Here is a 15,680-nt window from a genome sequence, read left to right on the forward strand (position 1 = left end):
ATAACACGTGATACGTTACACAGGGTTATTATGTTATAGGCGCAGTTGTTAATGCGCTATACCATTATTGCTCTTCTTTTTGGAAATTAACGTCAAGCCAATTAGCCATAGCAACAAATTGTTCTACCGTAATGTTTTCTGGGCGGTGGCCTGGGTTAATACCAAGCGCTTCTAGTTGTTCTGGTGTCAACAAGCCTTTGTAACAGTTACGAATTGTTTTACGACGTTGGTTGAAGCCTTCACGACACACACGATCTAGCCATTTAAGGTTAGTACATGGGAATGGTAGCACTTCATACGGCGTTAAACGTACTACTGCTGAATCTACTTTTGGTGCAGGTACAAAAGATTCTGGCGGTACTTCTAGTACTGGCATCACTTTACAGTAGTATTGCGCCATTACTGTTAGACGGCCATAAGCTTTACTACCAGGGCCTGCAGCAAGACGATTAACCACTTCTTTTTGAAGCATAAAGTGCATATCTAGTACGTCTTTATGAAATTCAAAAATGTGGAACATCAACGGGGTTGAGATGTTGTAAGGCAAGTTGCCGAAGATACGTAACTTATTATTTTCTTTAATAAGTTGCGTAAAGTCGAAACGCATTGCATCGCCTTCGTGGATGGTAAGTTTTGACGCTAGATCAGGGTGATTACGTAAACGCTCAGCCAAATCTCGGTCAAGTTCGATAACTGTAAATTTATCAACTAACTTACCAACATATTCAGTGATCGCACCAAGGCCGGGGCCAATTTCTACCAGATTTTGGCCTGGTAAAGGGTTAATCGCTGACACAATGCCATCAATAATATATGGGTCTTTTAAAAAGTTTTGGCCAAAGCGCTTACGCGCGCGGTGACCTAAGTGGACTTGATCGCTGCTCATGCTTGTTTTTCTACCAATTCGAGGGCGTGGGATAGCGCTGTCCGAAGGCTACCTATGTCTGCTTGCCCAGTACCTGCGAGTTCCAGTGCGGTACCATGATCTACTGAAGTTCTGATAAAGGGAAGTCCCAACGTAATGTTGACTGACTTACCGAAGCCTTTGTATTTCAGCACCGGTAACCCTTGATCGTGATACATGGCTAACACCGTATCGGCATCAGCTAAATATTTTTCTTGAAAGATGGTATCAGCCGGTAACGGTCCGATAAGATCCATGCCTTCTTGTTGACGTAGTTGTTCTAATGTTGGAGCAATGGTATCAATTTCTTCCATGCCCAAACAGCCATCTTCACCGGCATGAGGATTGAGCCCACAAACATAAATTTTGGGAGACGCAATACCAAATTTAGTCACTAGATCAGCATGCAAGATACGAATAACTTGCTTTAGCCGAGGTTCTGTAATGGCTTTTGCGACACAGTTTAACGGAATATGGGTTGTCACTAAAGCAACCCGTAATCCTTCTGTTGCAAGCATCATAACAACTTGCGCGGTATCTGACTGCTGTGCAAAAAACTCAGTGTGGCCACTAAAAGAAACCCCAGCGCGGTTAATAACCCCTTTATGAACAGGGCCGGTTATAACCGCAGCAAATTCACCACTCATACAGCCTGCAGCTGCACGCTCTAGTGTTGCTAATACATAGAGACCATTTTGCTCGTTAAGCTGTCCGCAGACAACCTCAGTGGTACTATTAATCTGTATAACAGTCATGGTTCCCGCTTGATGCGGTTGTGCTGCTAACTCAGGTTGATAAGGCAAAATGGTTAAAGGTAAACCTAATTGAGCCGCACGTTCTACCATAACCTGCGCATCAGCACAAATGACAAGTTGGTGCGGCCAAGGTTGTTGGCACAAGGCTATGACTAAATCAGGGCCAATCCCGGCCGGTTCACCTGGGGTGATAACAATCCGTTGTGTGTTAGTCATATGCTTGTTATTAGCCATTATTTACCTTATTCATTTGTTCGATATATGCGCCAGCACGAAGGTCTTGTAACCATGTTTGTGCTTCTTCATTAAACTTACGGTTAAATAGGATTTGAGCTGCACGATTTTTTAATGCAGCTTCGGTGCGATCGACATTACGACGGCCTTCAACTTCAACAATGTGCCAGCCAAATTGAGATTTAAACGGTTGGCTAATTTGATCGACAGGTAATGTTTCTACTTCTTTTTCAAAAGCAGGCGCATAGATTGATGGTACCTGCCAACCTAGCTGACCACCGTTAGCCGCAGAACCGGGATCTGCACTGTATTGTTTTGCAGCGGCAGCAAAGGTTTCTTTACCACTGATGATCTTTTGGCGAATTTGTTGTAATTCTTTTTTAGCGGCGGCATCACTTAAAATAACAGATGTTTTAATTAAAATATGACGAGCTTTCACTTCAACCACTGAAACGGTTGGCATGCCTTTAACATCATTAATTTTTAAAATATGGTAACCAACGCCACTACGGAAAGGACCGATGACACTGTCTTTGCTGTTGGTTTTGATTTGGTCAGCAAAAATTGTCGGCATTTCTTCTTTGCTCATCCAACCCCATTCGCCACCTTTTAGAGCTTTAGGGCCTTTTGAGTAACGGTAAGCCAATTCGGCAAAATTAGCGCCTTGTTTAATCTCAGCATAAATTTTGTCTGCTTCTTGCTTGGCTTTTTCTCGGGTCGCTTTATCAGCGTCGTCATTAACGGCAATTTGAATTTGGCTGATATTGTATTGCACGTTTTGTTGGGTTTGTTTTGCTAATTGTGCTGCAAGGTTATCCACTTCTTGAGGAAGAATGTTAACGCGTTTACGCACAATAATGGTGCGTGCTTCAGAGGCTAGCATGTCGTTACGTAATTGCTCACGGAACATTGGGTAGCTAATACCTGCGCTTGCTAAATCTTGACGCAGTTGAGTCACCGTCATCTTGCGCTGTTTAGCGACATCGGCAACGGCTTGATCTAACTGGCTATCATCAATGCGTAAACCCAGCTGCTTGGCTTGTTGAATCTGCAAATTCTCCATGATCAATTTATCCATCACTTGCTGACGTAAAATATTGTTCGGAGGCAGTTGCTGACCTTCTGCTGCAGCATTGAGATGAACCGTTTTCAACATTGCATTGACGTCACTTTGTAAAATCACGCCGTCATTTACTGTGGTGACAATTTGATTTAATTCTTGTAGTTGAGGTGCTGCAACCGCTGTTGCTGTCATACCCATGAGCATTACGCTTAGCGCCGAATACTTCCACTTTTTCATTGATAGTCCGTCATGTTGAGTGGCGATATTAATTACCGCCACGATCATTAATTTTTAAGTGTAAATGGGTCTGCATAACCCAGAATATTGCCGCCATCATCTGATGTTTGACCAAATGGTCGTGCACCTTGAAGACCAAGTAGACTAAACGAGAAACTAACATTGCTGTCGTATTCGGTAAAATCTTGGTTCAATGGATCTTTTGCATAGCGATTATAGCTTAAACCTATCATCCAACATGCCGAGCGGTAAACTAAACCTACACGACTCTCTAACATTTTATTGACGTTCATATCTTGGAAATAATCCGCAGTAACATCAATGTTGTCATTAATAGGGAAACCTGCCGATAAACCTAATTGTGAAATACCATCGCGTTTGCCATTAACTTCAATATTAGGGTTATCAACATATTTGGTTAAGTAACTACTGGATACATAGCGATAACTTGGTTGCACAAACACACGTCCATTACGGTATTCAACCGCGGTACTGCCTTGCTGAACTTCATTTTCACTTGAATCATATTGCATTGCACTCTTGAAGAATAAATTATCATCAAGGTTGAATTCAGTCTCTAATGCGGTTGCAGAATAGCTCTTTGCATCTGTGCCATCAGCGACGGGTTTATCAATATAGAAAATTTGACCCAATGAAAGGGTAAAACGTTCCTTAAAGTTTGCATCATAATAACGCGTGGTTGCACCAACCGTAAATTGGTTGGCCGGTGCGATATAATCATGACCACTATAAGTTCTATCGCTAAATAGGCCGTAATAGTCTTGTTGTAGACGCGTTGAATCATAGCCGCCACCGTTATAATTAACCGGGTTATAGATGCCACTTTGATCAACATCCTTAACGTATAAATATTGCAGTTGTGGCTCTAAACTTTGGGTGTAATGCTCACCCATGATCGAGGTATCACGTTCAAAATAGAGGCTACTGTTAACTCTAAATTCGGGCACCGTACGATCTGCAGTTTTGTCGAGAGTGTTGAGTTCGGGGTTTGCCTGAACATCAAACTGCTGATTGTAATGGGCATACATTAATTTAGCTTGCGTAGTAACAGACCACCAAGGGGTCGCATACGGCAAGGTTAATGTAGGTTCTACTGTGACTCGATCTGCTGTTGGTTTGGATCTGTCATCGGTATCAAATTTACTGATACTCATCGGTAAACTAAAATCTAACCCGTAAGGCAGATCAGATTTATAGTAGGTGCTCGATAGTTGGGGCATTAAACGATACTGGGTGCCTTCGCCACTTTCAGTCAGTGGTTGGAAGTCACGTACCATTAAGCTGGTGTCCCAATTATCATTACGATAAGCCAACGATGCCGTTTGAAGAAGGTTATTATCTTCACGTTGACCAATAATTGAGTCGACGTCATCAAAATATTGCGCATCACTGACTTTGCTGTAATCGATGTTCAGCAACCAGTTTTTATCGATAATGCCGCTATGCGTCCATTGGAGGCCCCAACGTTTATCATAGTCACGGTATTTTTTATCGTGGCCTAAATATTCACCGATTACTTTACCTTGACCAAAATCAGACAAGTAACGGAATTCAGAGGTTAACTGTAATCCTCTGTGGTTCATATACTTAGGGGTGAAGGTTAAATCGTAATTGGGAGCTATGTTCCAGTAAAAAGGTGTTTCTAGCTCCATACCGTTTTTCGAACCGTAGCTAATTGACGGGTATAAAAAACCAGTAAGACGTTGATCAGTAACAGGAACACGTAACCATGGTAGATAAAAAACTGGTACATCAAGGACTTCAAAACGGGCGTTGTACAAATCGGCAAATGGTGAATCACCATCACGATCTAGACTACCTGCTGCAAAGCGCCAGCTTTTATCGTTCTCAGGACAGGTGGTATAAGTACCATCTGTCATCTTGTAAAATTGAGTGCCATCCACATTGCGACGTTCAATTAATTTAGCGTCACCGCGGCCAGCCTGACAGGTCATTTGATAGACCGCATCATTCATTTGCGCATCTTTAGTATTAAGATCACTGGTTAAGCTTTTGGCATCAATGTCCATGCCACCATCTTGATAGAAAACATTGCCGTTAGCGGTCACAATGTTGGTAGGTTGTTGTAAGGTCGCTTTATCAGCAACAATCGTCCGCGTGCCTTGTTTTACTACCACATCGCCAGAATACACTGCTGCTGTATTTTGTTGTGCTTCCACACGGTTAGCACTGATATGGATAGGTTCGTTATTGGTATCTTGTTTGCGATCTTTTTCCGGGATGCAGACACCACGTACCATCGCAATTGGATTTTTGTTACCATTAATTGCATTATTAGCAGGATCGGCAATGTTTTTTTGGTTGTGACTATCACCGCTTGTAGGGGTAATGTCAGCAGCCATTGCTGGGCCATATAGGGCTAAGCTAATCATTGTGGCTAGTAAACTGTGAGAGGTAAGTGACATCTAATTCAACATTCCTGTATCAATTTGGTGCAAGGCGAATTGTTGCGCTTTTTACAAGCATTCCCGACAAATGACAGCTATCATAATGCAAATTTAACGCGACGGCATCTTTTCAGCGCATGCTGTTGGGTAAACAGTGAAAAAATTAACGAACTACCAGAGAGTATAGAATGCAGAGAACGGGTATATGGGGAAAAATTTTCGGTGCTCTACTGGGAATATTGCTTGGCCCTAAATATATAGGTCTTCTAATTGGCTTATTTATTGGTCATCAATTTGATAAAGCGTATGCCCGCCAAAGAAACGGTGGTTTTGGCGGTTTTGGTGGTAAAAATGCCACTAATGCAGAGCGCCAAGCTGAGTTCTTTAATGCTTGCTTTGCCACCATGGGACACATGGCGAAGGCCAAAGGTCGTGTCACTGAAAATGAAATTCGTGTTGCCAGTACGATCATGGATCGAATGGGGCTACAGGGTGAATCTCGCCGCCAAGCGCAAAATGCATTTCGTGAAGGTAAAGAAGATAACTTCCCTCTGGAAGAAACCCTTAATCGCGTTCGTAATAGCGCCGGTCGTGCTGACTTATTACAGTTTTTCTTAGAGCTTCAAATTCAAGCGGCGTTTGCGGATGGACAATTACACCCAAAAGAACGTCAACTCTTGCATGTTATTGCACGTTACCTTGGTTTCTCTGAAGCTCAGTTAGAACAACGCTTACAGATGCAAGAAGCAGCGTTTCGTTTTCAACAAGGTGGCTTTCATCAGCAATACCAACAACAAGGGGGTGGTTTTCAAGCGCCGCCGACTCGTGATCAATTAGCGGATGCCTTTAAAGTGCTAGGTGTTAATGAAGACGCGTCAGCACAAGAAGTGAAACGTGCTTACCGTAAACAAATGAATGAACACCACCCTGATAAATTAGCGGCAAAAGGTTTACCACCAGAAATGATGGAAATTGCTAAGCAAAAGACCCAAGAACTGCAAGCAGCTTATGATCTGATCCGTAAAGAAAAAGGCTTTAAATAGTCAGTTAACGGCATCGATAGTTGAGCCGCAATTAGCAATAAAAAGAAGCGAGCGCCATGCTCGCTTTTTTGTGGCTAAAAATCGAGATTAGAGCTGATTTTTATGGGTACCTTGATGGAAGCTATTAATATTGTCTATCAATTGATTAACCAATGTTTGAATGGCGGAATCAGATCCCCATGCTACATGTGGCGTTAGAATCAGATTGGACAACTGACTATGAACAATTAATGGATTTGACGGCAATGCTGGCTCAGTTGTAAAAACATCGATTCCTGCTCCTGCTATTTGGTGAGAGAGGAGTGCATCAACTAATGCTTGTTCGTTAATTAAACCGCCGCGGCTAGTATTAATTATTATTGCGCTTGATTTCATCAGAGCCAATTGTGATTCGGCAATCATATTATGGGTGGTTGGTGTCAGTGGGCAGTGTAAGCTAATGATATCAGCTTCGCGCAGCACTTGCTCAAAGGGGTGATAGCCATCACGGCATTGAGTTGCCCCTGCATGTTCGGCAAATAACACCTCAATACCAATAGCGCGTGCCAGTGTGGCGACAGCCTGACCTAAGCCTCCGTTACCAATAATACCCAAAGTTGATCCTGCAACATCAGTAATTGGGTGGGTGAAAAAACAAAATTGCTGCTGACGTTGCCATTCACCGTTAGCGATGTCTTGTTGATAGCCCGCAAGATTGCGTTTAAGGGCAAAAATCATCGCAATAACATGTTCTGGCACTGAGCGAGTAGCATAACCTTGAATGTTAGCGACCTTGATATTGTGAGTGCGACAATAATCGAGATCAACGTTGTTAGTCCCTGTTGCAGCAATGGCGATAAATTTGAGGAGAGGTAATTGAGCCAGTACCTGACTATTTAGTACAACTTTATTGGTGATTGCTATCGTGGCGTGTTGTAGGCGTTCAACCACTTGTGATGCAGTTGTTGCGTCGTATTGATGCCATTGGTGACAAAAATCAGGGCGAGGAAGACTAATGTGTGCCGGAATAGTGCCATGATCAAGAAAAACGATAGTTTCCATGGGTCATCTCAATAAACAATGAATGCAAGCTGTACGCTAGCATTCATTGTAAAAGATGCCTACCGTTTACGGGTAAATTGTTTGCGTTAGTGCTTGTGGGTAAAATTCACACGGCGCAAACAGGTGCATTGGCTCATCAGTCCCTGGATGGGTAAAGGTCAGTTCTGCTGCATGCAATAATAGTCGTGGTGATGCCGCAATCGCTTCGTCATTGGCATAGAATTTATCACCTAAAATAGGGTGCCCTAGCGCTTGCATATGTACGCGTAGCTGATGTGAGCGACCTGTAATCGGTAATAAGCGAACTAGAGTGCTATTTTCATCGCGACTTAATACTTCATAGTGGGTCACTGACGGCTTTCCGTCATCAAAACATACTTTTTGACGAGGGCGGTTAGGCCAATCACAAATTAGTGGCAAATTAACCGTACCTGTATCATGCTCCATTTGTCCCCAGACTCGTGCGTAATACACTTTTTTGGTTTCACGCTCACGAAATTGTGCTTTGAAGTGGCGTTCAGCAGCTTTATTTAATGCCAATACAATCAAGCCAGAGGTACCCATATCTAACCGATGTACAATTTGTGATTGAGGATATTGAGCTAATACGCGCGCAAATACACTGTCATGATGCTCAGGTTGACGACCTGGATTTGATAACAGACCCGCTGGTTTATTGATCGCTATAATATCGCTATCAATAAAAAGAGTATCCAGCCAAGGATCCGTGGGGGGATTATAGTTTAGCACTGGCAATGGTTTCATGATGCGCTCGCAAATTGAGAGTGAAAAATTGGTCAGCATACTAATATGAATGCCTTACAATTGGTATGTCTATAGTATGTTAGCTATAAAAAAACCGCCGATAAGATGCTGTAAACATACTCTCGACGGTTAAATTTTTATACCGATAATGTCAGTAATTAGTTATGGCTAACAACAATTAAACGCAGTGAATCCAGTTGAATTTGAGCCTTAGCAATGTAGTCTGTTAAATCCAAAATTTGAGATTCAATCAATTCTAACTCGTCATCACGAATGTTAGGGTTAACTGCTTTTAGTGCCAGTAAACGTTGATGCTCAGCACGTAATGTTGCTTCCATCTCGGCTTGTGCTTGGCTACGTACGGTAACTAACTCTTTGTCAATTTCACGTTCAGCATGAGCAATAAGAGTATGGATTTCTTTTTGTACTGAGTTGACTAACTTGCTGCCTAAATGACGGTTAATTGGGCTTAACTGACGGTTAAAGCTTTCAAACTCAACATTGGCAGACAGATTATTACCTTTGCTATCAAGTAGAATGCGAATAGGTGTTTTAGGTAAGAAACGACCAATACCCGATTGTTTTGGTGCTTGCGCATCAACCACGTAAATCAGTTCTAATAACAAAGTACCGACAGGCAGTGCTTTGTTTTTCAGTAATGAAACTGCCGTTGTTCCGACACCTTCACTCAATAGCAATTCAATGCCACCTTGAATCATTGGGTGTTCCCAGCTGATAAAATGCAGATCTTCGCGTGATAGCGCAGTATTACGATCAAAGGTGATGGTACAACCGTCGTAAGGTAAGCCAGGGTAGCTTGCAACCATCATGTGCTCTGACGGTGTTACCACAATTGCGTTTTCACCCTTGTCGTCTTGGTTAAGACCAATGGTATCAAATAAGCCCAGTGCAAAAGAGACCAAGTTGGTATCACCATCTTTGCTGCTAATTTGTTCCACTAACTGTTGTGCGGCTTCGCCACCATTGGAGTGGATTTCAAGTAAGCGGTCACGGCCTTGTTCAAGTTTACCTTTAAGTTCGTTATGTAGTGCCGCACTTTGAGTGATCACCGCTTCCAGTGCGTCACTGTCTTGCTTATCACTAGCAAGTAGTGTGATTAAATCTTCACATACCGCTTCATAGACAGGACGACCCGTTGGGCAGGTTTCTTCAAACGCGTTTAAGCCCTCATTAAACCAACGTGCTAATAAGGCTTGTGAGGTGCCTTCAAGGTGCGGTACGTGGATTTCAATTTCACGTTGCTGACCGATACGATCTAAACGACCAATACGTTGCTCTAACAAGTCAGGGTTACTTGGTAAATCGAACATCACTAATTGATTAGCAAATTGGAAGTTACGACCTTCTGAACCAATCTCTGAACAGATTAATACCTGAGCGCCACTCTCTTCTTGCGCAAAATACGCCGCCGCTTTATCACGTTCAATGATCGACATGCCTTCGTGGAACACGGTCGCACGAATACCCTCACGCTCACGTAGGGCTTGCTCTAACGTTAATGCGGTTTGAGCACGAGAACAGATCACCAATACTTTCTCATTACGGTTGGCTTTTAGCATATCTAGCAACCAGTTAATGCGAGGGTCAAAGTTCCACCATGTCGCTGATTCACCTTCAAACTCTTGATAGATATCTTCAGGATAAAGCAGTTTAATCGCTTTTTCGTTAATGCTTAGTTTACCTGCCATCATGCCAGCTACACGCATCGCGGTGCTGTACTGATTTGGCATTGGTAATGGGTACATATTGAGGTGACGCTTAGGGAAACCTTTGATTGCTGAACGGGTGTTACGGAATAATACGCGGCCAGTACCGTGACGATCCATGAGATTACGGATTAATTCGTGACGTGCTTCAAGCGCTTCTGCATCATCTGCTGTGGTTGCATTTTCAATCGCCGTGATCATTGGCTCAACGTTTTGGCCTGCAAGTAAATCAACTAGAGTCTGCTTAGCGTTGCTATCAAGTTTTTCACCAGCAAGTAACTTTGATACGGCGTCAGCAACCGGCTCATATTGACGTTCTTCTTCGACGAAGGCTTCGTAATCGTAAAAACGATCCGGGTCTAATAAGCGTAGGCGGGCAAAGTGACTTTCACGGCCTAATTGTTCAGGGGTTGCCGTTAGCAGTAATACGCCAGGTGTTTTTTCAGCAATAGCTTCAACCACTTGGTATTGACGGCTTGGACGCTCTTCACTCCATTCAAGGTGATGCGCTTCATCAACAATTAATAGATCCCAATCGGCATCTAATGCTTGTTCAAATCGACGGCGGCTTTTGCGTAGGAAATCAAGTGAACACAGTACGTATTGTGCGGTATCAAATGGGTTAGCCGCATCCGCTAAAGACTCAACACAACGCTCTTCATCAAAAATAGAAAAATGAAGGTTAAAGCGACGCATCATTTCTACAAGCCATTGGTGCTGTAGCGTTTCGGGTACCAAAATCAGAATACGTTCAGCACGGCCAGATAGCACTTGTTGGTGAATGATCATGCCCGCTTCAATGGTTTTACCTAAACCTACTTCATCGGCTAAAAGTACGCGTGGTGCATAACGACGACCGACTTCATGAGCGATATAAAGCTGGTGCGGAATCAAACCTGCACGCATGCCACATAAACCACGCAATGGGCTTTTTAGTTGTTCATATTGATTTTTTAGCGCGCGGTAACGTAATGCAAATCGATCCATACGATCAATTTGACCTGCAAATAATTTATCTTGCGGTTTATTAAAACGAATTTGATGGCTTAAAAATATTTCACGTAACGCGACATCGCTTTCTTCGGTATCTATACGGGTACCGATATAAGTGATAATTCCTTTATCTTCTTCGATCGCTTCAACTTTGAGCGACCAGCCTTCGTGGCTTTCAATCACATCGCCAACATTAAACATTACACGGGTAACTGGTGCATCATGTCGAGCGTATAAACGGTTTTCATCTGATGCTGGAAACATCAAGCTAACAGTGCGAGGCTCAATCGCGACGACTGTTCCCAAACCTAAATCACTTTCTGTATCACTGATCCAACGTTGACCCAAAGCAAATGGCATAGTGCTAGAAACCTTCTAATTATTTGATATAAAGGAAAATATTATAATTCGCGTTGTCTATTTATCGTCTATAATAAAACTAAATGCATAGATGAATAATATGGCATACGCATAACTCAAAAATGGGGGAGTTATGTTACTGCATGATGTGATTAAGGTCACGGTGAAAGTGTGCAAAAGAAGCGTGAGTCTTAATGTCATTTTAGTTTAATCAATAGATGCTTTAATTGTTATGCCTGCTAATCGTTATAAATGCTGTAATTAACACAAACGTTAATTTTGACGTAAGCTAAAAGAGTGATAGCCAAGTTTATTGTTGTTCGCCCTACCAAGGAGGTGCTTATGGACAATGCCGAACGGAAACTGTTTGTACTTGATACAAATATTCTGCTTCATGAACCTCTCGCTATCTTTTCTTTCCAGGAACACGATGTCGTGATTCCGATGACAGTCCTGGAAGAATTAGATCGTATTAAAGACAGTAAGCGTGATGTTTCACGTGATGCGCGGGTTGCTATTCGCGCACTAGAAAATATCTTTCACGATGCGACCCCTGAGCAAATTTCAGCGGGAATTCCTTTTAATGATCAGATTCCACATAACGGCACTATTGCTATTTTTGCTGATTATGAAGTCAAACAAACGGTGCATGCTTTTAGTGATAAAGCAGGTGATAACCGTATTCTTAATAGTGTTCTTTTTCTACAACAAAAACATACCCCTAGAAGCGTAGTCTTAGTGACGAAAGATATCAATATGCGTTTACGAGCCAAAGGGGCTGGGGTGCTGAATGTTGATGATTATCGCTCCGATCAATTGATTGATGATATCGCTTTACTCAGTAAAGGTTTTCACCGTTATCAAGGTAATTTTTGGAGTAATGTCGCTGAATGCCATTCTGAAAATCGCGGTAGTTCAACCTTACATATTTTGCCTCGATCGTTATTTGATAATCCGTACATGAATCAATATTTACTGGATGACAGTGAAGAATTTGCCGCGCGAATCAAAGCGATTGATGGTGAAGAGGTTACGATTAAAGACATCAGTTATGAGCGCTTAATGCATCGCCAAGCATGGGGGGTTCATCCTAAAAACATTTATCAAGGTATGGCATTGGACGCCATGCTCGATCCCAGTATTGATTTAGTGATATTAACTGGTCCTGCTGGTTGTGGTAAAACTATTTTAGCGATGGCAGCAGCGTTAGAGCAGGTGATAGAAAAAGGCATGTATGACAAGATAATTGTTACGCGTAATACACCTGAAATTGCTGAATCTATTGGTTTTCTACCCGGTACTGAAGAAGAGAAAATGTTACCGTGGTTAGCGGCGGTTACCGACACCATGGAAGCATTACATAAGCATGATGTCTGCACTGATGGTTCAATGAAATATATTTTTGATAAAGCCAATATTCAATTTAAATCGATTAACTTTATGCGTGGACGTTCAATTCAAAATGCCTTTGTGCTGCTTGATGAGTGTCAAAATTTAACTGCATCACAGATAAAAACCATTATTACCCGTTGTGGTGAGGGGACTAAGTTGGTGTGCTCGGGTAACTTGGCGCAAATTGATTCCAATTATCTATCACCAGTAACATCAGGATTAACTTACATTGTTGAACGGTTTAAACATTTTGAGGGTAGCGCCAATATTTATATTAATGGTGTGGTGCGAAGTCGTTTAGCTGAATTTGCGGAAGAAAATCTTTAAGTCATCGTTGTTGTTTTAATAATATAAGCCGAGCTCTAGGGATAACATACTGAGCTCGGCTTTGTTTATGGCCGTTATTACGCTAAGCCTAAGTAATGACGTAAGTCTGGTTGTTGGGGGGGGGTTAATAGCGCATCAATCTCCCCAAATGCTTTCACTTCTCCGTTATCAATAAAGATGCATTTATTGGCGATTTTTTTAGCATCATCAGGGCTATGAGTGATCATTAATACGGTGATGGCTTGCTGCTGAGCCAGTTGCTGTACCAGCTGTAGCATGTCGTTACGCAACGTAGGATCAAGTGCCGAAAACGGTTCATCAAGCAATAATAAAGGCCGTTGTCGAATTAAACAGCGCGCTAATGCCACCCGCTGCCGCTGTCCGCCAGATAGTTGCTCGGGTAGGCGGGGTAAATACGCTGTTAATCCCACTTTTTCTGCTGCATCATGTACCTGTTGGCGTTGCTGGGTACTCAATTTAAGACGAGGATCAACGCCAAGAGCAATGTTTTCATAGACCGTTAAATGCGGAAATAAATTATGCTCTTGAAACAGCATTGATAATGGCCGTTGAGCAGGATCAAGCGTAATAATTGATTGCTGGTGGATGGTTATATCACCATGTTGTGGCTGTAAAAACCCCGCAATAAGCGCCAATAAGGTACTTTTCCCTGCACCACTTGGACCAATTAACGCCGCAATATCACCTTGTTGAAGGCTAAAGTTAAAGCTTAACTGCATAGGATGTTCATGTTGGCGTTGAGGTTGATAGGTATAACATAATTGGTTTATATCAAGCATGGTGTTTGCCTTTGGTACGCCGAGGCTGGAAACAATATTCAATCGCGCTGAATAAACCTAAGCTGAGTAATAACAATAATAATGCCGCCACAGCAGCACCATCCATGCGATAGCTACCCATTAATTGGAATAAATACAGTGGTAGCGTTTGAAAATCTTGGCTACCAAATAAAGCAATTGCCCCAAGATCACCCAGTGACAATACTAAGCTGATAGCCAATGACTGTGCAATCGGTTTACGCAGTGCTCGCCACTCTACAAGTCGTAATCGAGACCAACCACGCATGCCTAAACTATGACATAACGTATTGTATTGTTGAGCAATATGCAGCATGGGTTGGCTAAGGGTTTTGATCACATAAGGCAGTGCCATTAAAGCATTAACCCCTACTACAACCCAAAAAGCAGCGCCATAGGCATCGGTATATTGACGCAGTAATAAGAAAATACCGGTACTTAATACTAGCCCTGGAGTAACTAAAATAATGGTGCCGATCATTTCAATACTATCGGCACTCAAACGTTGTTTATTTAAGCGTAATTGTCGACTCGCGAGTAAGATCATCATGCCAAAAACAAACGCTAAGCTACATGCCATGACCGCAATTTCAAGTGAATTAGCGACTGCATGCCACAGTGCCGGTTGTTGTAATAACTGCGGCAGTTGACGGTTTAATCCAGCAACAAAAACTGCAATAATTGGTGGGATAACCAGCAATATTGCAGCCACGATCCAACTCCAATCCCACCATTTTGCACGCCAATTATCTTGATAATTAACCACATTTTTACCCACAGAGGCACTAAAGGTTGCTAGTGGTTTGGCAAAGCGATGGCTAAGTAACACTAATCCTCCACAAAGTAACATTTGCCACAGTGCTAAAATAGCACCAGTAGCAAGATCGAAGTCATAGCGAATCGCTTGGTAAATTGCCAGTTCAATGGTGGTTGATTTAGGACCGCCCCCTAGTGACATGATCACCGCAAAACTGGTAAAACACAGCATGAAAATAAGCCCCGCCACATGGGGCAATTGTTGACGTAACCGAGGCCAAGCGACAAGTTTGAATTTATACCAGCCACGAAGATCTAAATGGGCGGCTAATTGATGTTGTTCATAGGGAATTGATTCTAGACTTTGGAGTAAAAAGCGTACCGCTAATGGTAAGTTGAGAAACACATGTGCCAGTAAAATGCCACTTAAACCATAAATGTTTAGTCGGGGTAATCCGAGCCAGCTTAACCCATGGCTAATGATACCGCTTTTGCCGTAGATCGCTAATAAGCCAAACACCGCCACTAATACAGGCATCACTAGCGTCATCGCAAACAAACGTAATAACAGTTGTTTACCTATAAAATTGCGTCGTGATAGTGCGTAAGCAATCGCAATTGCAGGCACAATACTGAGTAAAGTAGACAGCAAGGCTTGGTAAAAACTAAATCGCGTCACATGACGTAGATAAGGATCATGCCATAAGCTACTCAGTTGCCATTGCCCAGCATGAAGTATAAGGCTGGTGATCGCGGCGATCACCAGTAATAAAATAAGCCCGACACTTAATAGTCCGGGCAGAAGTTGAGTTACACGTTTATTCACAACGGTATGC

At 42.5% G+C, this 15,680-nt stretch carries 11 protein-coding genes; 2 read left to right on the forward strand and 9 right to left on the reverse strand.

The window, feature by feature from the left end; all coding sequences use genetic code 11:
- Nucleotides 1–64 precede the first annotated feature (64 nt).
- The 4 genes from rsmA to lptD are packed head-to-tail and all read right to left on the reverse strand — an operon-like array spanning nt 65 to nt 5,640.
- Entirely contained in the window at nt 65–886 is an 822-nt protein-coding gene (gene rsmA, locus C9I86_RS11620) for a 16S rRNA (adenine(1518)-N(6)/adenine(1519)-N(6))-dimethyltransferase RsmA (RefSeq protein WP_080158603.1), read from the reverse strand.
- Nucleotides 883–1,875 (reverse strand): 4-hydroxythreonine-4-phosphate dehydrogenase PdxA, encoded by a 993-nt coding sequence (pdxA, locus tag C9I86_RS11625; RefSeq protein WP_080158627.1) that lies wholly within the window; start codon nt 1,873–1,875, stop codon nt 883–885. Before pdxA ends, rsmA begins: the two co-directional genes overlap by 4 nt.
- Before the next feature lie 10 nt (nt 1,876–1,885).
- Nucleotides 1,886–3,193 carry a peptidylprolyl isomerase SurA gene (gene surA / locus C9I86_RS11630; RefSeq protein WP_107276447.1) on the reverse strand — a complete coding sequence of 436 codons (1,308 nt, stop codon included), beginning with the start codon at nt 3,191–3,193 and terminating at the stop codon, nt 1,886–1,888.
- Between the two features lie 47 nt (nt 3,194–3,240).
- Nucleotides 3,241–5,640: an LPS assembly protein LptD gene (gene lptD, locus C9I86_RS11635; RefSeq protein ID WP_107276410.1), complete on the reverse strand. Its 2,400-nt coding sequence runs from the start codon at nt 5,638–5,640 to the stop codon at nt 3,241–3,243.
- A 170-nt stretch (nt 5,641–5,810) separates the two neighbouring features.
- Between lptD and djlA the strand changes: the two genes are divergently transcribed.
- Entirely contained in the window at nt 5,811–6,665 is an 855-nt protein-coding gene (gene djlA, locus C9I86_RS11640; RefSeq protein ID WP_080158601.1) for a co-chaperone DjlA, read from the forward strand.
- Between the two features lie 87 nt (nt 6,666–6,752).
- On the opposite strand, the gene C9I86_RS11645 is transcribed toward djlA, so the two are convergent.
- The 3 genes from C9I86_RS11645 to rapA form a co-directional block, all read right to left on the reverse strand.
- Entirely contained in the window at nt 6,753–7,706 is a 954-nt protein-coding gene (locus C9I86_RS11645) for a D-2-hydroxyacid dehydrogenase (protein ID WP_107276411.1), read from the reverse strand.
- Nucleotides 7,707–7,772: 66 nt separating this feature from the next.
- Nucleotides 7,773–8,471 carry a bifunctional tRNA pseudouridine(32) synthase/23S rRNA pseudouridine(746) synthase RluA gene (gene rluA, locus C9I86_RS11650; RefSeq protein ID WP_107276448.1) on the reverse strand — a complete coding sequence of 233 codons (699 nt, stop codon included), beginning with the start codon at nt 8,469–8,471 and terminating at the stop codon, nt 7,773–7,775.
- A 158-nt stretch (nt 8,472–8,629) separates the two neighbouring features.
- Nucleotides 8,630–11,551, reverse strand: a complete 2,922-nt coding sequence (rapA, locus tag C9I86_RS11655) for an RNA polymerase-associated protein RapA (protein ID WP_107276412.1) — start codon at nt 11,549–11,551, stop codon at nt 8,630–8,632.
- A 342-nt stretch (nt 11,552–11,893) separates the two neighbouring features.
- Here rapA and C9I86_RS11660 point away from each other — a divergent pair, with 342 nt between their 5' ends.
- Nucleotides 11,894–13,270 (forward strand): PhoH family protein, encoded by a 1,377-nt coding sequence (locus C9I86_RS11660; RefSeq protein WP_080158598.1) that lies wholly within the window; start codon nt 11,894–11,896, stop codon nt 13,268–13,270.
- 77 nt (nt 13,271–13,347) lie between these two features.
- Here the strand turns inward: C9I86_RS11660 and thiQ are convergent, their stop codons facing one another.
- Nucleotides 13,348–14,070, reverse strand: a complete 723-nt coding sequence (gene thiQ / locus C9I86_RS11665; protein ID WP_107276413.1) for a thiamine ABC transporter ATP-binding protein — start codon at nt 14,068–14,070, stop codon at nt 13,348–13,350.
- The gene (gene thiP / locus C9I86_RS11670; protein ID WP_080158596.1) at nt 14,063–15,670 is read right to left on the reverse strand and encodes a thiamine/thiamine pyrophosphate ABC transporter permease ThiP; all 1,608 of its coding nucleotides are present in this window, start codon (nt 15,668–15,670) and stop codon (nt 14,063–14,065) included. The genes thiQ and thiP overlap by 8 nt, the downstream gene beginning before the upstream one ends.
- Nucleotides 15,671–15,680: the final 10 nt, after the last annotated feature.

Source organism: Photobacterium sp. NCIMB 13483, assembly GCF_003025475.1.
GTDB lineage: Bacteria > Pseudomonadota > Gammaproteobacteria > Enterobacterales > Vibrionaceae > Photobacterium > Photobacterium piscicola.